Origin of the sequence: Actinoplanes sp. NPDC026670 (assembly GCF_040638175.1) — a bacterium.
Taxonomy (GTDB): domain Bacteria; phylum Actinomycetota; class Actinomycetes; order Mycobacteriales; family Micromonosporaceae; genus Actinoplanes.
Genome location: NZ_JBEZXU010000024.1, coordinates 1 through 23,872, shown reverse-complemented (window position 1 = coordinate 23,872; position 23,872 = coordinate 1). Strand labels below are relative to the sequence as shown.

Annotated in this window: 16 protein-coding genes; 9 read left to right on the top strand and 7 right to left on the bottom strand. The window is 71.1% G+C overall.

The window, feature by feature from the left end; genetic code table 11:
• Positions 1-47: 47 nt before the first annotated feature.
• Entirely contained in the window at positions 48-425 is a 378-nt protein-coding gene (locus AB0E94_RS23550) for a hypothetical protein (RefSeq protein ID WP_360329427.1), read from the bottom strand.
• Between the two features lie 681 nt (positions 426-1,106).
• Between AB0E94_RS23550 and AB0E94_RS23545 the strand changes: the two genes are divergently transcribed.
• Together AB0E94_RS23545 and AB0E94_RS23540 are read left to right on the top strand one after the other, a co-directional pair.
• Positions 1,107-2,549, top strand: coding sequence for a glycoside hydrolase family 76 protein (locus AB0E94_RS23545; RefSeq protein WP_360329425.1), 1,443 nt, complete (start codon positions 1,107-1,109; stop codon positions 2,547-2,549).
• A gap of 81 nt (positions 2,550-2,630) precedes the next feature.
• The gene (locus tag AB0E94_RS23540; RefSeq protein WP_360329423.1) at positions 2,631-4,706 is read left to right on the top strand and encodes an MMPL family transporter; all 2,076 of its coding nucleotides are present in this window, start codon (positions 2,631-2,633) and stop codon (positions 4,704-4,706) included.
• 9 nt (positions 4,707-4,715) lie between these two features.
• On the opposite strand, the gene AB0E94_RS23535 is transcribed toward AB0E94_RS23540, so the two are convergent.
• Genes AB0E94_RS23535 through AB0E94_RS23525 form a run of 3 tightly spaced genes read right to left on the bottom strand, consistent with a single transcriptional unit; the run spans position 4,716 to position 9,471 of the window.
• On the bottom strand, positions 4,716-7,121 hold the full coding sequence (locus AB0E94_RS23535; protein WP_360329421.1) for a leucine-rich repeat domain-containing protein: 2,406 nt from the start codon (positions 7,119-7,121) through the stop codon (positions 4,716-4,718).
• A gap of 2 nt (positions 7,122-7,123) precedes the next feature.
• Entirely contained in the window at positions 7,124-8,341 is a 1,218-nt protein-coding gene (locus AB0E94_RS23530; RefSeq protein ID WP_360329419.1) for a VWA-like domain-containing protein, read from the bottom strand.
• Positions 8,338-9,471 carry an AAA family ATPase gene (locus AB0E94_RS23525; protein ID WP_360329417.1) on the bottom strand — a complete coding sequence of 378 codons (1,134 nt, stop codon included), beginning with the start codon at positions 9,469-9,471 and terminating at the stop codon, positions 8,338-8,340. Before AB0E94_RS23525 ends, AB0E94_RS23530 begins: the two co-directional genes overlap by 4 nt.
• Before the next feature lie 236 nt (positions 9,472-9,707).
• On the opposite strand from AB0E94_RS23525, the gene AB0E94_RS23520 reads away from it, so the two are divergent.
• The 4 genes from AB0E94_RS23520 (at position 9,708) to AB0E94_RS23505 (ending at position 16,611) form a co-directional block, all read left to right on the top strand.
• Positions 9,708-11,594: a cellulase family glycosylhydrolase gene (locus AB0E94_RS23520; RefSeq protein ID WP_360329599.1), complete on the top strand. Its 1,887-nt coding sequence runs from the start codon at positions 9,708-9,710 to the stop codon at positions 11,592-11,594.
• A gap of 343 nt (positions 11,595-11,937) precedes the next feature.
• Positions 11,938-13,746, top strand: a complete 1,809-nt coding sequence (locus AB0E94_RS23515; RefSeq protein WP_360329415.1) for an Hsp70 family protein — start codon at positions 11,938-11,940, stop codon at positions 13,744-13,746.
• Entirely contained in the window at positions 13,730-15,067 is a 1,338-nt protein-coding gene (locus tag AB0E94_RS23510) for an Hsp70 family protein (RefSeq protein WP_360329413.1), read from the top strand. Before AB0E94_RS23515 ends, AB0E94_RS23510 begins: the two co-directional genes overlap by 17 nt.
• A 149-nt stretch (positions 15,068-15,216) precedes the next feature.
• Complete coding sequence (locus AB0E94_RS23505) at positions 15,217-16,611, top strand: EAL domain-containing protein (protein WP_360329411.1); 1,395 nt, start codon at positions 15,217-15,219, stop codon at positions 16,609-16,611.
• On the opposite strand, the gene AB0E94_RS23500 is transcribed toward AB0E94_RS23505, so the two are convergent.
• Positions 16,542-17,609: a WYL domain-containing protein gene (locus AB0E94_RS23500; protein ID WP_360329410.1), complete on the bottom strand. Its 1,068-nt coding sequence runs from the start codon at positions 17,607-17,609 to the stop codon at positions 16,542-16,544. The two genes, AB0E94_RS23505 and AB0E94_RS23500, sit on opposite strands and share 70 nt — an antisense overlap.
• Between AB0E94_RS23500 and AB0E94_RS23495 the strand changes: the two genes are divergently transcribed.
• Together AB0E94_RS23495 and AB0E94_RS23490 are read left to right on the top strand one after the other, a co-directional pair.
• Positions 17,608-18,012, top strand: coding sequence for a VOC family protein (locus tag AB0E94_RS23495; RefSeq protein WP_360329408.1), 405 nt, complete (start codon positions 17,608-17,610; stop codon positions 18,010-18,012). The two genes, AB0E94_RS23500 and AB0E94_RS23495, sit on opposite strands and share 2 nt — an antisense overlap.
• Positions 18,013-18,096: 84 nt before the next feature.
• Positions 18,097-18,843, top strand: coding sequence for a trypsin-like serine protease (locus tag AB0E94_RS23490; protein ID WP_360329406.1), 747 nt, complete (start codon positions 18,097-18,099; stop codon positions 18,841-18,843).
• A 45-nt stretch (positions 18,844-18,888) separates the two neighbouring features.
• Here AB0E94_RS23490 and AB0E94_RS23485 read toward each other — a convergent pair whose 3' ends face one another.
• A complete protein-coding gene (locus AB0E94_RS23485; protein WP_360329404.1) occupies positions 18,889-22,047 on the bottom strand; it encodes a penicillin acylase family protein in 3,159 nt (1,052 codons plus the stop codon).
• Between the two features lie 71 nt (positions 22,048-22,118).
• Positions 22,119-22,841 (bottom strand): dienelactone hydrolase family protein, encoded by a 723-nt coding sequence (locus tag AB0E94_RS23480; protein WP_360329402.1) that lies wholly within the window; start codon positions 22,839-22,841, stop codon positions 22,119-22,121.
• Positions 22,842-22,890: 49 nt separating this feature from the next.
• On the opposite strand from AB0E94_RS23480, the gene AB0E94_RS23475 reads away from it, so the two are divergent.
• The gene (locus AB0E94_RS23475) at positions 22,891-23,583 is read left to right on the top strand and encodes a DUF4184 family protein (protein WP_360329400.1); all 693 of its coding nucleotides are present in this window, start codon (positions 22,891-22,893) and stop codon (positions 23,581-23,583) included.
• Positions 23,584-23,872 lie beyond the last annotated feature (289 nt).

The window sequence follows — 23,872 nt, the reverse complement described above, 5'->3', positions numbered from 1 at the left end:
TGATCTCGCAGCCCCTGGTCGGGGCGCCGCCTGAACCCCGGATACCGCTACCCGATCACCCAGCTGCCGATCAAGGCGGCGGTCGTGACCGTGAAACCGGCGATCAGCGCGCCAGTGCGGATGGGGCGACCGACAGCCAGGCCGATGAGGCCGATGAACAGGCCGATCAGTGTGGCGGCGCTGGGCAGAGGTCGAGCCCAGTCCGGGCCACTGATCGGGCAGACGATCTGGTTGTTGGCGTCGAAACAGTAGTTCGACATGAGATGCCTCGAGTCGATGATCACGTAGGCCGCCAGAAAGAACAGGCCGGCGAACGCCCCGACGGCCTCGGCGATCTCGGAGGCGTTGCCGTACCGCGTGCCGGGGACCCGTACTGGTGTGGTCTCTGATCTGTCCGGCTCTGCGGCCCCGTCACCTGCGGTCATCGCCCGATCTTGGACGTGATCGGTGCCGAGATCATTCCGCCGAACGTCCCTTCTCGGCCACGACGACGCGCCGCCTTGCAGGAGAGCGCAACGCTGGAGATCTCTGCGTTCGGGGCCTGTCGGCTCGGCCCAGGCCGAGACCGCGAGCCGTCGTTCAGCACTAGATTGCGGGCGGTTTGTCCGTGTTGGGCGACGGCCGAGACCCTCAGCCGTCGCTGAGCGCTGGATTGCGGGTGGTTTCACCGTGTTGGGCGACGGCTGAGACCGTCAGCCGTCGCTGAGCGCTGGATTGTGGGCGGCTTTACCGTGCTGGGCGACGGCTGGTGGGTGCGCAGCGCGTTCCGCGGAGCCTGCTACTGCCGGTGGCGCGGGTCGGCAACGTCGACCAGCGCACACACTGGCCGATCGTGAGCTCCGGTCCTTGCCCCAGCAAGGACCGGAACACACGCACGGCCGATCGCGAGCGTTCAGCCTTGCCGGGGCGACTGCGCGAGCACACGCATCGTCAACGTGTGCGCCCGTCACGGCTACGGAGCCTGTTGCAACGGCCCTCGGCCCCCGTCAGTCCAGCCGGTTGGGCCGCCGCATTTCCGGTGTGCGGAGACCGGCTGCGAAAGGCGCCGAGCGTCCGCGTACTCCCTTGTATTGACGCTCGGCTATTTTTCAGGTTTGTTAACAGGTATGACGAAGCGTCGACTGGCCGCCGGCCTCATCGTGATCGTGGTCGCCGCGCTGGCGCCGGTTCCGAACGCCGGGCCAGCTGGGGCGGCCGCCGTCATCTGCAACCGCTACTGCGACGGCCGTGACCCGGCGCTGGCGCCCACCGAACGCGTCCCGGTCGCCACCTCCCTGTACGGCCGGACCTTCCGTCTGCACATCAACGACACCGACGCGATGGGCTGGGCCTCGGTCGGCGGCGGCACGGCCGGCGACGAGGTGTGGCTGGACCGCTCGATGGACGGTGGGCGCAGCTGGGTGGACGGCAGCCGTGTCAGCGAGACCCGGATCCCGGCGGGCGGCACCGGATGGCGTACCGGCATGGTCAACGTCGACGACTGGGCCGCGCGCGGCGTCGGCGCGCTGCGGGCGTGCGGCCGGGCCGGCGACCGGCCGGAGATCGCCTGCACCGCCTGGGCCCGCACCACCTGGAACGCCGGGAACCGGCGCACCGCCGCCTCCACCGCGCTGATGATGCGTTTCGACCGGGCCACCGGCCTGTTCGACACCAACGGGTGGTGGACCGGCGCCAACGCGCTCACCGCCCTGATCGACAGCATCCGGGTCAGCGGCATGCAGAGCTACCGGTACGCGATCAGCGAGACCTACGACCGCAACCTCAGCAGCCGTCAGGGCCAGTTCCGCAACGAGTACCTCGACGACACCGGCTGGTGGGGACTGGCGTGGGTGGCCGCGTACGACCTGACCGGGGAGAGCCGGTATCTGGCGACGGCCCGTGCGGACGCCGACCACATGCACGCCTACTGGGACACCCGCTGCGGCGGCGGAATCTACTGGCGCACCGATCGCACCGTCAAGAACGCCATCGCCAACAGCCTCTACCTCCAGCTGAACGCCGAACTGTCCCGCCGGATCCCGGGTGACACCGTGTACCGGCAACGGGCACAGGCCGGCTGGGCGTGGTTCCAGAGCACCGGCATGCTCAACTCCGGCAACCTGGTCAACGACGGCGTCAACCTGAGCACCTGCCGCAACAACGGGGACGTGACGTGGACGTACAACCAGGGGGTGTTGATCAATGCCCTGGTGCGGCTGAACCAGCTGACCGGTGACACGGCAGCGCTGGCCACCGCCCGGCGGATCGGGGACGCGCTGACCGCCAGCACCTACCTGAACTCGGGCGGGATCATGCGGGAACCCAACGAGAGCAACACGTGCAGTGGTGACGGCGTCTCGTTCAAGGGCCCGGCCGTCCGCGGCCTCGGTGTGCTCAACACGGCCACCGGCGGCACCTACACGGCGTACCTGCAAAGACAGGCCGACAGCGCGTACGCCCGCAACCGCGACACCCTCGACCAGTACGGCAGCCACTGGGCCGGACCCTACGTGCCCACCAACCACAGCTGCCAGCACAGCGTGCTCGACCTGCTCAACGCGGCGCCGTGAGCGTCCACATGGTTGCGTGCCGTCCGGCCGCGATGATCTCATGTGCTCGGGCTGCCGTCCGGCGCCGGTCAGGAGGCCGTCATGCCGGCTGGGCTGGGTCGAATCATGTACGCCTGGCGTCGTACCGTCATCGTCGTCTGGCTGGCGGTCGCGGCGGCCGGCGCGGTCTTCGGTGGTTCCGTCTACGATCGCACGCAGTCGATCGACTCCCTGCCCGCCGGCGCTCCGGCGGCGGTCGCGCAGGCCCGTCTGGACGCGCTGTCGCCCGAGGGTGAACGGGTGGTCGCGGTGATCTCCGGCCGCGACGTCGGCGCCATCGCGCTCGTCGAGAGCGTCAGCCGGATCGCGTACGAGATCCGCGACATCCCCGGTGTGGCCGAGGTCGTGGACTCCTACACCACGGGGACACGGCAGATCTCCACCGACCAGCAGAGCTCCCTGATCACTGTGGAGCTGACGCCGGGCCTGAGCGACGACGAGGCGTTGCGGGTCGCCGACCGGGTGAGCGCCGCCCTGCGCCGCATCGACGCTCCCGAGATCCTGATCGGGGGCGGGCTGCTGGCCGAGCGGGACTTCGGTGAGCAGGCCGTCCGGGACGCCGCCGTCGGTGAGTCGGTCGCCCTGGTCTGTGTTGCGATCCTGCTGATCGTGCTGCTGGGCGGCCTGGTGGCCGGGCTGCTGCCGTTGGGCGCCGCGGTGGGCGCGGTCACCGCCACGCTGCTGGCGCTGACCGGCCTGGCCCGTCTGCTGCCGGTCAGTGAGTACGCCGTCAACGTGGTGACCCTGCTCGGCATCGGGCTGGCGGTCGACTACAGCCTGCTGATGATCACCCGGTTCCAGCAGGAGCGCGCCGCCGATCCGCGCGCGCCGGTGGCCGAGCTCGTCGAACGTACCGTGGCCACCGCCGGCCGGGCGGTCCTGGTCTCCGGCTCGGCGGTCGCCGTGGCGCTGGCCGGGTTGTTCGTCTTCGGCGACCCGGTGCTGGCCGCGATGGCAATGGGCGGAGCGCTGGTCGTCGTGCTGGCCACGATGGCCGGGACGACGCTGGTGCCCGCGCTGATCGCGGTCGCCCACCGGCGCATCCCGGCGCAGCGCCGGTCGCGGGGACCCGGTCTTCTCGTGCGGCTGGCCGGGCTGGCTCAGCGCCGGCCGGGCCCGGTGGCGCTGGCCGTGGTCGCCGGTCTGCTGGTGCTGAGCGCTCCACTGCTGTTCGTGGAGCTCGGCAACTCCGACGTGCGTGTGCTGCCCAGGAGCAGCGAGGCCCGTCAGGCGTACGAGGCGACGCAGGAGAGGTTCGCCGACCCGCCGAAGCAGCCGTTGACCGTGGTGGTCGAGGGCGGCCCGGACCAGCTGTTCGACACCATCGAGCAACTGCCGGGCGTGTCCGACGTGTTCGTGCGGCCGGACGTGCCGGCCGGGGTGAGCATCGCCGACGTGGTGCCCGAGGGCGCCTCGGACAGCCCGCAGGCCCAGCAACTGGTGGCCGACCTGCGGGCACTCGAGGGGCCCGCACCCGTGCTGGTGGCCGGCCCGGCGGCGGAACTGGCCGACGCGAAACGATCGGTGGCCGAGCGCCTGCCCGTTGCCCTGGCCGTCATCGTGGCGGCGACCGCGGCGTTGCTGTTCGCCCTCACCCGCTCGGTGGTGGTGCCGGTCAAGGCGATCGCGATGAACGTGCTGACGCTGCTGGCGACCATGGGGGTGCTGGTCGCGGTGTTCCAGTGGGGCTGGGGCGCCGGCGTGCTGGGTTTCGAACCCTGGGGCGCGCTCGACCTGACGACGCCGCTGCTGCTGTTCGTCTTCGCGTTCGGGCTCTCCATGGACTACCAGGTGTTCCTGCTGGCCCGGATCAAAGAGGAATGGGACCGGCGTACGGCCACCGACGGCGCGGCCAGCGATCGCGCCGTCCTGGCCGGGTTGACCGCCGCCGGCCCGGTGATCACCACGGCCGCCCTGGCGATCGGCGTCGTCTTCCTCGGGTTCGTCCTCGGCGACCTGGTCGCGGTGCAGGAGATCGGCGTCGGGATGGCGGTGGCGGTTCTGCTGGACGTCACGGTGGTGCGCGGCCTGCTGCTGCCGGCCACGATGTCACTGCTAGGCCGGTGGAACTGGTGGCGGCCGGGTCTGACCCGCGCGGCGCGGGTCCCGGTGGGCTGACCGGCGGGCTCAGTCAGAGAGAACCGTTATGTCCCGGGCCCTCAGCCGCTCGACGACCGGGGTCACCGTGGCGATGTCGGTGCCCTTCATGAAGTCGAGCCACACCTTCTGCAGGTTCGGCAGCTCGCCCAGCCACTCCGGCAGGGCGTCGACGTGCGCCCAGCGCAGGTTCAGCTCCTCCAGCTCGGTGAGGGCCCGCATGCTCTCCGGCAACGTGCCCACATGCTGTCCGGACAGGTCGAGGTGGCGCAGCGCGGTCAGCTCGCCGATGCCCGGCGGCAGCCCGTCGAAGGGCTCTCCCTTGTCCCCGATCTCGAATCTCAACGTCGTGAGGCCGGTCATCTTCGGAATCACGCCGGGGAACGTCGTGAGGGGGTTTCCGCCGAGACTCAGCTCCGTCAGGCCGGTCAGCGCGGCCATGCTCGCCGGTAGCGCGGTCAGCCGGTTGGCGCCGATCCGCAGGGTCTCGAGGCTCGACAGCTTGCCGAGCGTGTCCGGGAGCACGGTCAGCGTGTTGTGGGCGAGGTCGAGGACCCGCAGGCGGGTCAGGTCGCCGATCTCGTCCGCGACCGTCGAGGCGCCCTCACCGCCGGAGTCGAGGAGCACCGTGTCCGGCAGGCTGAACGCCGCCGCCGGCAACTCCGTCATGCCGCGCCAGCCGAACGTCAGCTCGGTCTCGCCCACCATCCGGTAGGCGAACATCACCAGGGTGAACGGATCCAGCTCCCCCTCGGACAGCTCGCCCAGTTTGCCGGCCGCCGCCCGCAGCTCGAAGTACTTCTCCCGCAGCTGCCAGGCGCGCGTGCGCTCCCGCCGAGGCTCGACCACGAACCGGGTCTCGCGCTCCCGGACGGCGGCCTGGCTACCGACCGGGGCGCTCCGGTTGAACAGCCGGCGGGCCTGGTCCCGGACCCGCTGGTCCAGCCAGTTGCACCGGGACACCACCAGCAGTTCGGCGAGCAGGCCGGCGCCCAGGCCGTTGGCGCGCACCAGCTCCGCCGCCAGCGCCGGGTTGGCCGGGTCGGGTGAGGCGAACAGGTCGCGGATCCGGTCGGTCGCGCCGGTGTCGACCGGCTCCGTCGTGCTCTCCAGCAGGGCCGCCAGCTGGGCCTCGGTCATCACCGGCAGCCCGGCCGCCAGCAGCTGCCCGGCGACGCCCCGGTGCCGCTCGCCGACCACCACCGCCCGGGTCGCCGGTCCGGGTTTGCGGCCCACCCGCACACCGAGCCGGCCGAGCCGTTCGGCCATCTCCGCCGCGCCCATGCCGAGCCGGCCGGCGACCAGCACCTCGTCGCCGGCGGCCAGTGTCGGCGGGCTGGCGGCGAGCACGTCCGCCAGCACCTGTACGGCCCGGCCGCGTACCACCGGAACCGGGCAGTCGAGGGCGTCGAGCAGGTCGGTGACGCTCGCCCCGGTCACGTGCCGACGGTCGGGCAGGCTGAACAGCAGGGTGATCTGCAGCAGCCGCCCGGCCGTCGCCGTTCCGGCGGCCTCGAACCCGGCCCGCAGTGATCGGGTCTGCGCGAACGACACGATGTCGCTGGTGCCGTCGGCGACCCGCAGGGCGATCGCCCGCGGGGCGGTGAGGACCGGGTCGAGGTCCTCGGCGGCCAGTTGCAACGGCTGGTACCAGCTGTTCAGGTTGATCTCGGCGAGCTTCGGCAGCGCAACCAATCCGGGCAGCAGCGGGCCGGCGTCGTCACCGGGCAGGCTGATCCTTTCCAGATTCACCAGCCGGTCCACGCCGTCGGGCGCATCGGGCAGCCGGCCGGAGTGGCGCACGACGTGCACGTGACGACCCGCCAGGACAGCCGCCGGCAGGCTGTCGAAGACCGGCCCCGGCGGGTCGAGGTCGGCGAAGACCGCCGCATACCGGTCGTCGGCCCACATCGCGGCCAGGAAGGTGTCGTCGCGGATCAGCCAGATGCTGCCGCCGTGCTGCCGGCCGGCGGCGACCGCCTCGACCACCCCGTCGCGGTCGCCGCACAGGAAGCGGACCCGGGCGGTGTCATGGAAGATCTTCGGATACTCCGGGCCGTACGGAAGGAACGCCTCCGCGCACGCGGTGGCCCATTCCGCGGTGACGCCGGGGCGCCAGCCGGTCTTGTACATCGTGTCGGCGAGGTAGCGGCCGGCGGTGTGCGGTTCCAGCTTGGGCACCGCGACGAGGTCGGCCAGCAGGGCAAGCCGGGCCGGCAGGTCACGCCCCGGGCCGGCGGCCAGCGTGTAGACGCGTTCGTGCAGCGCCCGGGCGCCCGCGGTGAGCACGGTTCGCCGTTCGGCCGGAGCCAGGGCCAGCCAGGTGGTGACGTGTGCGGCGTCGCCGGCGTCGAAGGCGCGAGCCAGGCGGCCCGCGCCACGGGGGTCGGCGAGTTCGGCCCGGGCTGTCGCCGGGTCCTGCCATGGCTGGGACATCGTCAACCGTTCCTTCCGGTGAGGCGGACCCGGCGTCCGGGCAGGTGGGACAGGTCCTGGACGCTGTCCCCCGCGGTCAACACCCACAACAGGGGTGTACGGGACGCGACGGCCGGCCGTGGCGCGAAGCCGTCGGTGAGGTAGACCAGTCCGTCATGGCCGAGTTCGTTGGCGCGACGGATGGCCGGATCGAAACCGGTGCCGCCACGGCCCGACACGGTCTCGGGCGGGCGGCCCCGATAGCGGTACTCGCGATGGACCGACACGTCGGCCTCCAGCACGGTCACCTCGACCCCGCGCCGCCACATGGCGTGGATCTCGCTGAAGAAGGCGGTCAGATCCGCCGCCGCCACACTGCCCGACGTGTCGACCGCCACCACCAGCCGGGAACTGCGGCGCACCCGCACCCCGGGCGAGGTTCCGTACCGTGCCGACGGCCGCGACAGTGTGGTGCGAAGCCGGGTCCGTTCACTGGTGGCGCCGAACATCCGCAGCACCCGCCGCCACGGCACCTGCGGCGGGCGGATGACGAGCTCGAGGATCTCGACGAGCTCGGCCGGCAGCGGACCCCAGCCGCGGACCGTCGCCCGGCGCACGGTCGTGGCCAGCAGCGTCTCGACCCCGTGCGTGAACGTCGCCAGGGTGGCCGCGGGCAGCGCGGCGAAATCGCGCCAGGCCTCGTGACATCGGGCGGCGGGCCCGTCCAGCCAGGCCCGCACCGCCGCGACCACCTCGTCCGCCGGACCGTCACCGGCCGATCCGTCCGGGTCGCCGCCCTGGCAGGCACGGGTGTACGGCTCACGCAGCATCGCGTAGTAGTCGTCGGCGGTGCGGCCGGGCGGCAGTCCCACGTCGGCCACCGTGACCGCGCCGGGCAGTGCGGCGGTGTCGCACAGCTGGTTGACCACCAGGTCGCAGGCCAGACCCCAGAGCTGCAGCGAGCCGTACGCCGACGCCCGCAGCGGGTGCTTCAGCGTCAGGTGCAGCAGCTCGTGACGGAGGCAGGCGGTGCGGGCGGCCGGCGACAGGTCCGCCCACCCGGCGGCGGACACCGCCAGCCCCGGCGCCGGACCGGCCGGCACCAGGCGGATCCCGGCGTCGCCGTCGGTCACCAGGCGGATCATGCCGACCAGCAGGTGCCCGTAGTACGGCTCGCGGATCAGCAGGTCGCGGGCGGCGGCGTCGATCTCGGCCCGGATCCCGGCCAGGCCGGGGCTCATGACGGCACGGCCGCCAGGTCGAGCAGCAGCCGGCCGACCGCCTTGTCGGCGAGCACGCGGGTCGCGCCGAGCGACCGATCGAGCAGCATCAGGTCCTGAGCCATGGCCAGCCGCATGTCGGCCGGGAGCGCCTCGAGGGTGAGCAGCCCCCGTAGATTGGCGACCGCGGTCGCGTCGAGGCGGGTGGTCCGTTGCCGGAGGTGGTTGACCACCCGGGTGCAGACCGTGGCGAGCAGGTCCACCCGGCGGCCGCCCCGGCCGCCGAGCTCCGCCAGCCGCTCGGCCACCGGCGCGAAGTCCCGGGCGCCGAGGATCTCCTCCGGGGTGACCAGGATGTCCAGGTCATTGTTGACGAACGCGACGAACGCCGACACGGTCGACGAGTCCAGGCAGGCGTCGCCCAGCATGGTGACCAGGTCGAGATCGGCCCGCAGGTCCGGGAGGGCGGCGATCCGCTCGAAGAACTGCACCAGGCTGCGCGGTGTGGTGCGCACGCCGGTGACCGTCTCGGGATAGGTGAGCACGAACGCGATTCCGCGCGGGTCCATGCCCTGCGTCTCGGCCCACGCGGCCCAGCGTTTGACGTCGAACCGCAGCGTCACGTGCAGCATGCGGGTGAGCATGGCGTCGTCCATCGGAGTGACCGAGTAGTCGCCGCCGTCCGGGTTCGCGGTCAGCACGATCTGCCAGCGCGGCGGCAGGCTCCACGACGCCAGGCGGTATCGCTGGAGCAGCTGCATCAGGCCCCGCAGGATCCGGTCGTCGGCCCGGTTGACGTCGTCGATGAGCAGCACGCCCGGCACGTCCTCGCGTGGCACCCACTCCGGCGGGGCCATCGCGGTCGCGGCGCCGCCGTCGACGACCACCGGCATCCCGAGCAGGTCGCCCATCTCCTCGAACTGGGCCGGGGCGATCGACACGAACGCCGCGCCGCGGGCCCGCGCCACCGACTCGACGATGTCGGTCTTGCCGATCCCGTGCCGGCCCCACACGCACACCGGGGTGCCGCGCCGGCCGTCGGCGACGAGACGGTCGTTGACCGTCATCGTGTGCCCGAGGAAACGTTCGAGCTCGACCGGGTCGCACACGCTGCCGTAGGTGACGTAGTCAAAGCCGTCGGAGATCGACACGCCACGACCGTAGACCATCGTGGCCACCCGGCTGGTCGAGAGAGTCGAACCGTCGCGGTCAGCTTTGGGAACTTCGACGCTCATTGATCGCTGAGGGTTGTGTTTTGTGTCCGGGAGATTACAGGATGTCGTGGGAGCGCTCCCGCGGTCCCGTCCCCGATCCCCCACGAAGGAGTTCCAGCGTGTTCGACAGGCGAGCAAGGAGACGTCTGGCCGCCGCAGCTGCCGGGCTTGCCCTGGCGCTGACCGGCGGCGTCACCGCGCCAGCCGCGCCCGCGGCGGCGGCCGTGCCGGCGTCCGACTGGCTGCACGTCTCCGGCAACCGGATCGTCGACTCGGCCGGCAACCCGGTCTGGCTGACCGGCGCCAACTGGTTCGGCTTCAACGCCTCGGAACGGGTGTTCCACGGGCTCTGGTCGGCCAACATCACCCAGCTCACCGGGGCGATGGCACAGCGCGGCATCAACCTGGTCCGGGTGCCGATCTCCACCCAGCTGCTGCTGGAATGGAAGGCCGGGCAGGCGACCGTTCCCAACGTCAACACCTACGCCAACCCCGAGCTCACCGGGATGAACAGCCTCCAGGTCTTCGAGTACTGGCTCCAGCTGTGCGAGCGTTTCGGGATCAAGGTGCTGCTCGACGTGCACTCCGCCGAGGCTGACAACTCCGGTCACATCCACCCGGTCTGGTACAAGGGGACGATCACCCCGGAGCAGTACTACCAGGGCTGGGAATGGGCGGCCACCCGCTGGAAGACCAACGACACGGTGGTGGCGTTCGACCTGAAGAACGAGCCGCACGGCACCCCGAACGACACCGTGCGCGCCAAGTGGGACAACTCGACCGACGTCGACAACTGGAAGAACACCGCCGAGACCGCCGCCAGGCGGATCCTCGCGATCAACCCCGAGGTGCTGATCCTGGTCGAGGGCAACGAGGTCTACCCGCGTGAGGGCGAGACCTGGAACTCCCCGAACACCGACCCCGACCTGTCGCCCAACTACTACTACAACTGGTGGGGCGGCAACCTGCGCGGCGCCAAGCAGTATCCGATCAACCTGGGCGCCAACCAGGACCAACTCGTCTACTCGCCGCACGACTACGGGCCGCTGGTCTACAACCAGCCGTGGTTCGACAAGCCGTTCGACAAGGCCAGCCTCACCGACGACGTGTGGCGGCCCAACTGGTTCTACCTGCACGAGAACGGCACCGCCCCGCTGCTCGTCGGCGAATGGGGCGGCCGGCTCGGCCAGGACGCCCGCCAGGACAAGTGGATGACCGCGCTGCGCGACCTGATCGTGGAGAACCAGCTGCACCAGACGTTCTGGGTGCTCAACCCGAACTCCGGCGACACCGGCGGCCTGCTGCTCGACGACTGGAAGACCTGGGACGAGCAGAAGTACGCGCTGCTCAAACCGGCCCTGTGGCAGTACGGCGGCAAGTTCGTCGGCCTCGACCACCAGATCCCGCTCGGCGGCGACGGCAGCACCACCGGGATCAGCCTCGGCCAGCGCTACGGCGACGGCGGGTCGGAGGGCGACACCACCGCTCCGGGCGCGCCCGGCCAGCCCACGGCCGGCACGATCACCGCGAACAGCGTGGCCCTGAGCTGGACGGCGGCCACCGACAACGTCGGCGTGACCGCCTATGACGTGCTCCGCAACGGGACCGTGGTGGCCACCGTGTCGGCGACCTCCTACACCGCGACCGGGCTGGCCGCGTCCACGGCGTACACCTTCAGCGTCCGGGCCCGCGACGCGGCCGGGAACATCGGCGCGGCATCGGCCGGCCGCACCGTCACCACCAGCGCCGGCGGAGGCAGCGGCGACCAGGGCTGCACCGCCACCTACAAGACCACCACCTCCTGGTCCGGCGGTTTCCAAGGCGAGGTGACGGTACGCAACACCGGCACCACCGCCGGCAGCGCCTGGACGGTGAACTGGACCTACCCGGCCGGCACCACGATCGGCTCACTGTGGAACGGCGTGGTCGGCACCCCGGCGGTGACCGTCCGCAACGCCGCCCACAACGGCGCGCTGGCCGCCGGAGCATCCACCACGTTCGGCTTCGTCGGCAACGGGACCGCCACCACTCCTGCTCCGATCACCTGCACCCTGTCCTGAACCACTCGACGTATCAATCATCGCCTCGGTGAGTGGTGCGTGCCGCCGATCGAGGTCGGTCCGGTTGCCTGCCCGGTTCGCGTGCCGGTTCACCCGGCACGCGAACCGCGGCGCGGTCCCGGCCGCATCTGACCGGACGATCAACCCCGACATGTGCCGGTAACCTCGTCGACTCGAAGTTGCTGCCGCCTCGGGATGTCCGGCAGAAGGACCACGTATTTGCATCTGTCGTGGCTGGACTGCGCGTAGCGTAGCCGGGACACTACTGGCCGGGACTCATTTTTCCGGGCGGCGACTGGCGGCGATTCAGGTTGCCGGGATTCCGGTGGCAACGAGGAGACACGTGACCGAGCCGATCCTGGTCGTCGACGTCGGCAACGCCTGCTCGCGGGCCGCGATCGTGGCGCAGAACCGGACCGCGCTGCTGCGTGATCCGGCGAGCGAACGCCCGGTGTGGCCGTCGTCGATGGCATTCGACAACGGTGCCTGGCTGGTCGGAGCGGCGGCCGAGCAACTACGGAAGGCGTCGCCACGCCGCCTCCTGGACGGTCCCCGGCGTACGCTCGAGAATGATGCCCCGCTCGTGATCGACGGCCGTGACGTGCCGGCCGCGGAGGCGCTCGGTGTGTACCTGTCGGCCATCGGCGCCGAGGCCCGCCGGGTCTACCGGGCCGCGATCCGGCGTCTGGTGCTGACCGTCCCGGCGGTGTGGCCCACCCCGGACCCGCGCCGTGACGCGCTGATCGAGATCGGACAGGCTGCCGGGTTCACCGACGTGGAACTGATCGATGACGCGGTGGCGATCACCCTCGATCCGCGGAGTGGCGCCGATGTTCCGGACGGTGCGCCGGTGCTCGTCGCCGACCTCGGCGCCTCCTGGACCGTCTCCTGTGTACGGGTGGACGGCGTCCACAGCCAGGTGCTGGCGAGCCGCGCCACCACCGGCGGGCGTGATCTCGATGCGCTGGCCGCCGCGGCGTTCGAGGTGCTGCGGGAGTCCGCGATCGCTCCGGTCGACCTCGCCGCGGTGGTGCCGGCCGGTGGCGACTCCCGGCTGGGTCTTGCCGCCGGGCTGGAGGAGCGCCTGGGGCACAAATCGCGGGGCGGTGCCGACCCCGAGTTCGCGGCCGTGCGCGGCGCGGCCCGCTGGGCCGAGCGCACTGCCGAGCGGCGCATCAGCGCATGGGCGGCGCCGTGGCGTACCGAGCCGGTGGTGTGGGACGTGCCCGGCGGGCGGGCCCGGTTGCTGAACTGGGAGGTGCGCCCCGGTGAGCGGTACCCGGCCGGCGCGGTACTCGCCCAGGTCCGTACCGATGATCAGCTGGTCGCCCGGCTGGCCGCGCCGCGGGCCGGCCGCCTGAACGGCCCGTTGCCGCAGCCCGGCGCACTGGTGGGTCCGGTTCTGGCGGTCGGCGCCCGGCGTGACCCGGTGACGCTGGCGGCCGAGTCGCCCACCGTGCTGCGAAGCGTCGAAACCGCCGGCACCTACCTGCTCGGCGCCGATCAGATCACGCTGTACGAGTGCTCGGCGCGGGCTGACGAGGTGCGGATCTGGTCGGCCGGCACCGGCGAGGCGCTGGGCGGCTTCACTCCGGAGCCGACCGGGGGCAGCGCCGGTGGCCGGCTCTTCGTCGACCCGCAGGGGCGGGTGACCCTGATCGGCTGGGACGACGAGATGGGCCTTCGAGTCTGGGACGTCGCCTCGGGCACGCTGACCGCGCAGATCGCTGAAGCATTCGACGTACGCCGGGTGCTCGTCGACGAGACTGGATGGCGTGTCGCCGTAGAGGGTGCGGGACGTCAGTCGGTGGGCCGCTACCGGCGCACTGCCATCACCGTCTTCGACCTGGACACCGGCAGTGTCGAGGACAAGATCTCCGATCCGGTCTGGGAGCAGCGCAACCCGGCTTTCCGGCCGCGCAGCGCCGCCGACGCGTTCGTGGCTCAGGCCGCCACGGCTGACGGACAGCTGCGGGCCGGGGTGCAGTCGGCCGGGGTGGTGCTGAGCGATCCGGCCGAGGGCTTGGAACTGCATCGCATGGTGCCGCCGGCACCGGCGGCGGCCGGGGTCGCGTTCGTGCCCGGCAGTGATCTGCTGCTGGTCAACTGGGAGTTCGAGACAGGGAGCCGCGTCGATGTCATCGGACTTTGACGGCCCGCGTCTGGTGATCGACGTCGGACACAGCGCAACCACGGTGCTGCTGCTCACCGCCGATCGCATGCAACTGCTCACCGAGCCGCTCACCGGTGCGCCGGCGTGGCCGTCGGCCCTCTTCCGGGATGGCGAGCAGTTGCTGACCGGCGCCGCCGCCCAGGAGCGCCGTTCCGCAGACCCCGGGTCCGCGGCCGCCGGGTGGACCCGCGGACTTGCCGCAGACGAGCTGTACCTCTTGGGCGGCCGGCCGTTTCGTGCCGGTGAACTGTTCGCCGCGCTGCTGAACGCGCTGCGGCGCGAAGCCGAGCGCGTCACCGGCACGCCGGTGACGCGGGCTCTGCTCACGGTGCCGGCCGGCGGCGGGGACCACGAAACGCGCCGCGCGCGGACGCTGGCCGCCGCCGAAGCGGCCGGCTTCACCACGGTGGAGTCGCTGGACGAGCCGACGGCGGCGGCGCACGTGCTGGCTGCCGGCGCCGGCCTGCCCGAGGGCGACTTGGCACTGATGTACGGGTTGGGCGGCGGCTCCTTTGACGCGACGCTGGTCCGTCTGGGCTGGCCGGCGTCGCACATCGTCGAGCACGTGCGGCTCGGCGACTGTGGGGCCGCCGACATCGATGTGCTGGTCGGCCGGCAGGTGGCCGCGTCGAACCGGCAATGGCTCACTCCACCGGCCGGTGACGAGGCCGCGGCCCTGCGGCTCAATGCGGCGGTGACCGACTTCGCCCAGCGCATCCGCCATCAACTGAGCGACGCCGCGGCGACCGAGGACTTCCTGATGCCCGGCGCGCCCGCCTATCGGCTGACCCGGCCCGGCCTGGCGGCGCTGGCCGCACCGGTCCTGCACCGCACGGTGCTCGCCTGCCGGCAGCTGCTGGCCCGCCACGGTGTGCCGGCCACGCGACTGGCAGCGATCCTGCTCACCGGCGGTGGCACCCGGATGCCGGCCGTGGTCGAAATGCTCGCCGCCGAGTTCGGCCGGCCGCTGCGGCGCATCGACGAGCCGGAGCTGGCTGTGGTTCGCGGGGCGGCCCGCTGGTCGCTGGTCAGCGGGCCGCGTCTGGTGCCGGCGGTCACCGGTGCCGAGCGGCTGACGCCGCTGGTCTTCACCGTGCCGGGTGGCGCCGCCCAGCTGCAGCGGTGGCTGGTCGAACCCGGTCAGGCGTACGCGAGCGGTCAGACGCTGGGCCGTATCCGGCTGCCCGGCGGCGCGCTTTGGGATCTGACCGCGGCAACCGGCGGGCGGCTGGAGCGTACGCTCTCCGGGCCGGGCGCACAGGTGGTCAGCGGACAGTGGCTGGCTCTCGTCGACAGGTGAACGGGCGATCGATCCGGAAAATCAAGGAATCCCACAGTTGTCGCCCAGGTCCGCCGTGAATCAAAGCTGCTGCGCTGTGCCGGGCTCTGACCTTTTCTGATCATCGACGGGTTCCTCAACACGGGCCCCACAGTGCCGACGTTCAGAATGTGACTGACCAGGCACAGCATCGCCAGGTGGCGACCGAGGAGATTCTCAACTCTCGTCGAGTCGTCTCGTCCGCTGTCGTCGTGCTCGCCGTGACCATGGCGATCGCCCTGGTCTCGTACGTGTGGGACTGGATCGACGCGGTCAGCGCCGGTGAGTTCCCGGAACCCGACGAGTGGCTCGGTATGGTCGGGCTGGCCGGTCTGCCGTACGCCGTGGTGGTAACCCGCCGTCTGGTGCGGTTCGAGCGGATGCTCACCACCCGGGAGCGGGAGGCGGTGCAGGCGTTCCAGGACACCGTCGACAACGCGCACGGCTGGATCTGGCAGACCGACGCCGACATGCGGATCACCTACTCCAGCCATGGCGTGCACGCGATGCTGGGCCACCAGCCGCCGGAGGTCATCGGCCGGACCGTCTGCGAGCTGATCAGCGACGGGGCGTCGGCCCGGCCCAAGGTCGACCCGGGTGGCCGGCAGGATCTGGCCACCGAGACCCGGCACACCGACGGGTCGGTGCGGCACCTGAGCACGACTGTCGCGCCGATGTTCGACGAGACCGGCCGGACCGTCGGCTATCGCGGTTTCACCGCCGACGTCACGGTGGAGAAGGTCGCCCAGATCGCGCAGGACGAGAAGCAGCAGCGGTACGCCGACTCCCGCGCCCGGATCGAGCAGGCCCTCGACGACCCCGAGGCGATGTACGTGGTGCTCCAGCCGATCGTCGACATCGACGGTCAGCGGATCGCCGGGATGGAGGCGCTCGCCCGGTTCAACGCCGAGCCGAAGCGCACGCCCGACCTGTGGTTCGCCGAGGCCTGGGAGGTGGGGCTCGGCATCGACCTGGAGCTGCACGCCATCGAGCTGGCCTGCCGCCGCCTGCCGGAGCTGCCGGCGCACGGCTACCTGTCGATCAACCTGTCCGCGCAGACGCTCACCGACCCGCGGCTGCTCGACCTGCTGTCGGGTCTCGGTGACCAGGCCCGCCGGGTGGTGGTCGAGGTGACCGAGCACACCGCCATCGACGACTACGGTGTGGTCGCCGACGTCCTGGACCGGATCCGTTCGCTCGGGGCACGTCTGGCCGTCGACGACGCGGGCGCCGGTTACGCCTCGATGCAGCACATCCTGCGGTTGCGCCCGGACATCATCAAGCTGGACCGCAGCATCATCGCCGACAACGACGTGGACCCGGCCCGGTTCGCGCTGATCGGCGCGATGGCCAACTTCGCCGTCTCGCTGGGCATGGTGGTGATCGCCGAGGGCGTGGAGACCCCCGGCGAGCTGGCCGCCCTGACCGAGAACCAGATCTGCCACGCGCAGGGCTACTACCTGGCCCGGCCCGCCGTCGAGCCGTTGATGGAGCTGACGCCCCCGGCGCCGGCCAAGGCCGCCTGAGGGTAGAAGCGGGCCATCGCGGTGATGCTGGCCCGCATCAGGTCGCGTAGCTCGGGTGGGGACAGCACCTCGATGTCCTCGCCCAGGCGCAGGAAGTCGGCGTGGGCGTGTTTCACCGACTCGATCGGCAGGGTCACCGTGGTCCAGCCGTCCGGGTCCGGGGCGCCGACCGCGTCGCGGACGTTGCGGGCCATCGCCCGGGTCATCAGGTACGGGATCCGGGTGAGCCCGGCGGGGGAGAGGCGCACCGTCGCCTCGGCCCGGTGCAGCCGCCGTTCGAAGTCGGCGGCCCAGGACGACCAGGTCGCGGCCAGGTCGAAGCCGTCGGGACGTTCGAAGGTCTCGTCGAGCACGGTCAGGTCGAGGATCGTGGCGACCCGGTAGGTCCGCAGATCCTCGCCGACCCGGGCCACGAAGTACCAGACGCCCGCCTTGAGGACGATGCCGAGCGGCTCGATGTCGCGGTCCACCTCGCGTGGCTCCCGCCAGCGCCGGTAGCGCATCCGGGCCCGCCGCCGGTTCCACACCGCGCCGGCCAGTGCGGCCAGGTGCGGGTGGGCCTCGGTCTCCCGGAACCAGCCGGCCGCATCGAGGTGGAAACGGTCGCGGACCTCGTCGACCTGCCGGGCCAGGCGGGCCGGGAGGGCGGCGCGCAGTTTCAGCTCGGCGGTGGTGAGCACGGCGCCGAGCCCGAGTTCGGCGGCGGCGTCCGGCACCCCGGCCAGGAAGATCGTCCCGGCCTCCTGCGGAGTCAGGCCGGTGAGCCGGGTCCGGTAGCCGTCGACCAGCTGATATCCGCCGTTGGCGCCGATCTCGGCGTAGACCGGGACGCCCGCCTCGCCGAGGGCTTCGATGTCGCGGTACACGGTACGCACCGAGACGCCGAGTTCGCCGGCGATCTGCTGGGCGGTGAGCCGTCCGCGGTCCTGGAGCAGCAGGACCACGGACAGCAGACGACTCGCACGCATTTTCAAAGACTGCCACAGGATGTCAGTCATGGCTGACAGGGTGGTGGTGACAACGAAAAGGAGCATCACCATGGCACTCGCCCGTTATGTCGGCTTCTCGCTCGACTGCGACGACCCGGTCGCGCTCGCCGACTTCTACGTCAAGCTGCTCGGCATGGAGATCAGCTACACCAGTGACGAGTTCGTCTACCTGGGCGGACCCGGCAACGGCATCGGGTTCGTGAAGGTGGCGAAGTACCTGCCACCGACCTGGCCCAGCTCCGACGTGCCCAAGCAGGCCCACATGGAGCTGGGCGTCGACGATCTGGAGGCCGGCGAGGCGGCGGTGCTCGGGATCGGCGCCACCAAGCCCGATCACCAGCCGCAGCCGGACCGCTGGCGGGTCCTGCTCGACCCGGCCGGCCACCCGTTCTGCATCTCCGCGTCGGTCTAGACCCAACCTTCTACCATCCTCCTGCGTCTATCCCAAAGAGGACATTCGCTTCGAGGAGGACAGCAAGTGCCACAAAGAAGAACGATGTTCCTGGCGGTGGCCGCGGCGGGCATCACGCTCGCCGCGGCCTCGCCGGCCAACGCGATCGCCAACGGCGAACCGGTGAAAGAGGGCAGATACTCGTTCTCTGTCAAGCTGACGATGACCGGCATCCCGGTCCTCGGCGGAGGAACCCGCAACAGCGCCTGCTCGGGCGCCCTGATCGCCCGGGAATGGGTGATCACCGCCGGGCACTGTTTCCGCGACGAGAACGGCGTCCGGGTCGAACGCCCGGTCGCCGCCTCGACCGTCGCGACCGTCGGCCGTACCGATCTGGTCACCAGCCCTGGCGGGCACGACCTGGAGATCGTCGAGGTGCGGCAGTCCGCCACCGCCGACGTGGCCCTGGCCCGGCTGGCCGAGCCGATCACCGACATCCGGCCGCTGGCCGTCAGCCGCCGTGCCCCGAAGGTCGGCGAGGTGCTGCGGCTCACCGGCTACGGCTCGCTGACCAGTGCCAACGCCAAACCTGTGACGCATCTTCAGACCGGGCAGCTGGTGGTGGAGTCGGTGGCGGACTCGACTCTGGGCGTCCGCGGCAAGGCGCCGAACCCGGACACCACGCCGTGCCCGTACGACTCCGGTGGCCCGTTCTTCCGTGAGTCCCGCGGGCACGCTCCGCAGCTGGTGGCGGTCGTCAGCGACGGCCCGAGCTGCCCGCACACCGAGATCGAGATCCCGGCCCGCACCGACAACCTCGCCGGGTGGATCCGCGGCATCACCGGCCGCTGACCGGGCCGCGCCTGGTCCTCCACGCGGAGGACCAGGCGCGGGACGTCAACGGCTGTACACCTCTATCTCATAGGTGGACAGGCCGTACTGGGTGGCGCGGGTGACCCCGGTCAGCCGGACGTAACGTGCCGTGCTCGCGGTGAGCGCCACGTTGTCCTCGCCTCCGTTGCCTCCGGTGACGGAGGCGACCTGGGTCCAGGTGGTCCCATTGGCCGAGGTCTCTATCTTGTACGCCGACGCGTACGCCGACTCCCAGAACACCCGCACCCGTCCCACCGCGACCGACGAGCCCAGGTCGATCCGGATCCACTGGCCGTCCGCCCACTCGCTGGCCCACCTGGTCGTCATGTTGCCGTCGACCGCGTTGGCCGCCGCGTTGCCCGACTGGCTGCCGGAGGCGGTGACGGTCCGCCCGGCCGCCAGGTTGGCGAGGTTGTCGCCGCGCTTGGCCGGGAAGGACACCACCTGCTGGTACGTGGGCCGGTTCTGCCACGAGATCAGGTCGTGGGTGATGCCGCCGAGCGGGGACTGGAGGATCGCGTCGGCACACCACTGGTTGCCGGCCGCGCAGTGGTCGTCGGCCGGGTAGGTGGTGGCCGCCGGCTCGGCGATCGCCGCGGACAGGCTGGTCAGCAGGGCGCTGCGGCAGGCGCTGACGGTGCCGGCGCCGCAGTACTTCGTCGACCAGTTCGGCACACTGTCGCCGAGCACCGCCCGCAGGTCCTTCTCGACCCAGCCCCACCAGCCGTACTGGAAGGAACTGCCCTTGTGCCCCTGCGCCGCGTTCGCCGAGTGCGGCAGCGTCGACACCTGGCCGGTCTGCCCGCCCGACGGTGACTCGTTGATCTGGAGCGTGTCGACCAGCGCCGTGTAGAGGCCGGTGCCGAGCCCGCTCTGGAACTGCGCGGCCACCACCCGCGGCCACCAGGCGTCGAAGATCCGGATGGCGTCGGCGTCGGCGTACACCTTGCTGCCCGACGCGGTCTCCTTGCGCAGTGCTCCGTTGGTCAGCCAGGTGCGCAGCTTGGCGACCGCGGCGGCCTGGGTGGAGTCGGTGACCGTGGCGGTGTCGATCATCCGGAGCAGGCTGGGCAGCACCTCCTTGCCGCGCAGGTCGGTGAGCCCGGCCTGCTGCACGACCTTGAGCAGCGTCGCCCGGTCGTACTTGGTGCCGGCCGCGATCCCGGCCTTGAGCGGCGCGTCCAGCAGGTCGCCGCGGTGCACCGAACCGAAGCTGAAGTTGCCGTCGGCCGCCGAGTAGCCGGCCGCCTGCTTGTTGTTCCAGCTCACGAAGTAGTCCTGGTTGACCGCCTGCACGTGCGCGGAGGCGGCCCGGTAACCGGTCCACTCCTGGGCGGCGTCACCCCAGGTCGGCAGGTTCGGGTCGGCGGTGGCCGGGCGGATCGGCTCGGTGCCCGAGGTGAACATCGCGGTGTCGGCCGAGTTCACGTAGAACCAGTTGAACGCGAATGCGATGTTCGCCGCCGAATTCTGGAACGCGGACGGCGTACCCATCTGATCGGGCTCGTTGAACATCTGGAAACCGATCGCCGAATCGGCCTCGTGACCATAGGTCGACCTCTTCGCCGTGAAGGCGACGGGCACGCCGCCCACCTTGCCACGCCAGGTGACCAGGCCGTAGTTGGTGCGCAGCACGGTCAGCCGGTAGGAGCCGGCCGCGGTGTCGTCGGCGGTGGTCGGCGCCCACGAGTTGACCCGGCTCAGCGTCTCCATCGCGGTGCACGTGCCGTGCCACAGGTAGCTCGTCGACGCCGTCGTCGGGGTGCTGCCGTCGGCGTTGCAGAGCCGGATCGCGTACGTGTCGGTGATGTCCTGCACCGACGAGGTCGCGCTCCACGCGTAGTCCGGGCCGCGGCCCAGCAGCGTGTAGAGGTTGAGGCCGCTGAACGCGACACCGCGGCTGCTGATCCCCGGGCCCTGCAACTCCTGGAGCATGAGCAGTTGCGGCGCGAAGTATCCGGTCTGCGGGCCGAAGACGGCGACCGGGTGGCCGGTGGCCGAGTTGGCCGCGTTGACGATCGCGGCGTTCGACATGCCCTGATGCGCGCTGTCGATGGTCAGCGTGCTCAGCGAGTCGGCGATGGCGCTGGTCCCGGTCACGCCGGTGGCCGCCGAGCCGGTCTTGTCATAGACCAGCGGTTCGGGGGTCGCCGTTCCGGCGTCCGGCATGGCCACCCCGGTGGCATTCGGATCCCCTGAGCTGTACGGGAAGGACTGCCCCGCGTGCAGCGTGACCACGGCTTCCGGGTCGTTCTGGGACCGGAACTGCTGCCACACCTGGTCACCGATGGTGGTGCCGTACTTGGCGCGGGCCGCGATCCGCACGAGCGCCGACTGCATCTCGTTGCCACCACCGCCGCCGAACAGGCCACCGATCACACCGGCGATCGCGATCAGGTCGGTCGCCACGAAGTCGACCGGTCCACCCACGTTCGTCACCGAGTCAAGATGACCCGTCAATACGTATTCACCCGGGCAGTCACGTGCAGCCATACAGTCGTCGATGTACATGTTGATTCCGGCAAGGTACTGCTGCACGTCGTCGTAGAGCTGCGCGCCGCGCGTACCCGAAGCCCGCAAGGTGTTGATCTGGTTTTGCAGGTCCGCCTCGGTGTAGGGGGAGTTGCGCCAGACGCTCTGCTCCAGGTCGCGGTTGCCCTCGGCGCCGCCGGCGAACCCGGTCAGGCTGCCCCGGGCGACATGGCGCATCAGGTCCATCAGGAACAGCCGGTCCTGCGCGCCCGCATAACCGGCGCCGAACATCGTCCCGGCGCGGGTCGTGCCGGTCACGTGCGGGATGCCGAGCGCCCGGTCGCGGACGATCTTGACGTCCGAGCGCGGGGTGATCGTGCTCGCCACGTTCGCGGCGGCGACCCCGTACGACGCGTCGTTGAAGAAGGTGTTGATCTGGCCCGGGGTCAGGCCGGTGTAGCTGTAGGTCAGATTGGCGTAGGGGGCCAGCTGGTTGTCGGAGTTGGCGGGCATCGTGCCGAACACCTGGTGCGCCAGGATCGCGGCGAGATCGGCGTCGCCGTTCTGGCCGGGCGGCAGGATGTCGGAGCACTCACCGAGGCAGTAGTCGTTCGTCGCGTACGCCGCCGCGGCCGGCTGGGGGCCGACCGCGGCGAGCGCTGCGGGGATCAGTAGAAGGGCGGCGAGGGAGAGAGAAAAGCGCCGGCGCATGGGGGTCCCTTCGGGTACGCCAGAAGACGCGAAACTTTCTCAGAATGCTAAGACATCGAAGAATATGAACGCTAGGTTTCGCGGAAGAAGGCGACCGCCTCGATCAGGGCCCGATCGGTCAGCGCCGGATCGTGCCGGGGGCCGACATCCCGCATGAACGCGTGCTCGCCACCGGTGTAGACGTGCAGTTCCAGGTCGGTCAGGCCGGCCGCGTACAACCGTTGCAGGATGTCCAGACGGGCGTCGGCCGGCACGTGCGGGTCCTGGCTGCCGAACACGATCAGCAGCCGCCCCCGGATGTCCGCCGCCCTCGCCAGGCTCTGCGCATCGGCGTCCGCGCCCAGCGCGCCGTTGTGCAGCCCGGTCGGATAGAAGCAGACAGTCGCCGTCACCCGCTGATCAAAAGCGGCCCGGAACGCCAGGTGCCCGCCGATGCAGAACCCGGTCACGAACACGTCCGACACGTCCGGGCGGGCGGCCAGGTAGTCCAGCACCGCGGTGCGGTCGGCGTCGAACTGCGCCGTCGTGGTCGCCGCCGCCCCGGCCAGACCCTGCTGCTTGCCCGCGTCGTCGAACTCCAGCGCCACCCCGGCCAGCGGGCCGTGCGGGTAGATCTCCGGCACCACCACCACGAACCCGTCCGCCGCCAGCCGCCGCGCGGTCCGCAGCGTCGACTCGGTCAACTGGAAGATGTCGGTGTAGAGAAGCAGGCCAGGCCACGCCTTCTCGACCGTGGGACGGATCACGACGGCCCGGATATCGCCCACCCGGACCTCTTCTTCACGCAACTTCATGATCGTCACATTAGGGGCACGGTGGGCACGGTTGGCTATCGTGCGGGCGGTGCCGAGTACATTTCCCACCCATCCCGCCGGAATCCTGCCGCTCAAACTGTGGCGGCCACGCTGGTTCGACGGTGTCGCCCTGGCCCTGGGCGCCGCCTCACCCGACGTGGCGTACCTCGTCGACGGCAGCGGCCTACCGGTCTGGCCACTCTCCCACCAGCTGCACGGGCTGATCATTTTCTGCCTGCCGGTCACGTTGCTCGGCTGTTTCCTGGTGCGCCGGGCGGCCCCGGCGATCGCCGTGCACCTGCCCGCGGGCCGGACGTTCGCGCTGCGCGACTACGGGGCGCTGCGGTCCTCCGGGCACCGCTGGTGGATCACCGTCACGTCGGCGCTCATCGGCGCGGCCAGCCACCTCGTGCTCGACGGGCTCGAAGCCTGGTACCCGGACATCGAATACCCGGCCCACATTGTCGGCTTCGCCGCCATGGCGCTGATCGCGGCGATCATCGGCCGTGACCGTCTGGTGCGTCGCTGGCACGGCGAGCCGCCGCCCGCCCCCAGAAACCCGGCCCGCTTCTGGACCGTCGCCGCCGTCGTCGCGGTGCCGCTGCTCGCGGTCCTGCCGTTCCTCCCGGCCGCGTTCCTGCCACACACCACGGGCGTACGGGTACTGACCGCGCTGTCGCTGGGCCTGCTCGCCGCCGCCGAGGTCGTCGGCGGCCGCCGGTCCGCTCTGACCGCGAGCTGACGGCCTCTCCCACGCCCCGGCCGTGTGCCTGCCTGGCCGTGTGCCTGCCTGGCCGTGTGCCTGCCTGGCGGTGTGCCTGCCTGGCGGTGTGCCTGCCCGGCCGTGTGCCCGCCCGGCCGTGCGTCGGCCCGGCCGTGCGCCGGTCTGATCAGCCTTGCCTCCTGGCAGATCTTGCACGGTTCTCCACCTTCACGGCGACGCTTCTATAGGTGGGCCGGTTCCGGGAGGGGTTGGTATCGGTAGGGTTCGGCACCGGTGATCTACGAGTGACTCATGCAAGATCTGGCCG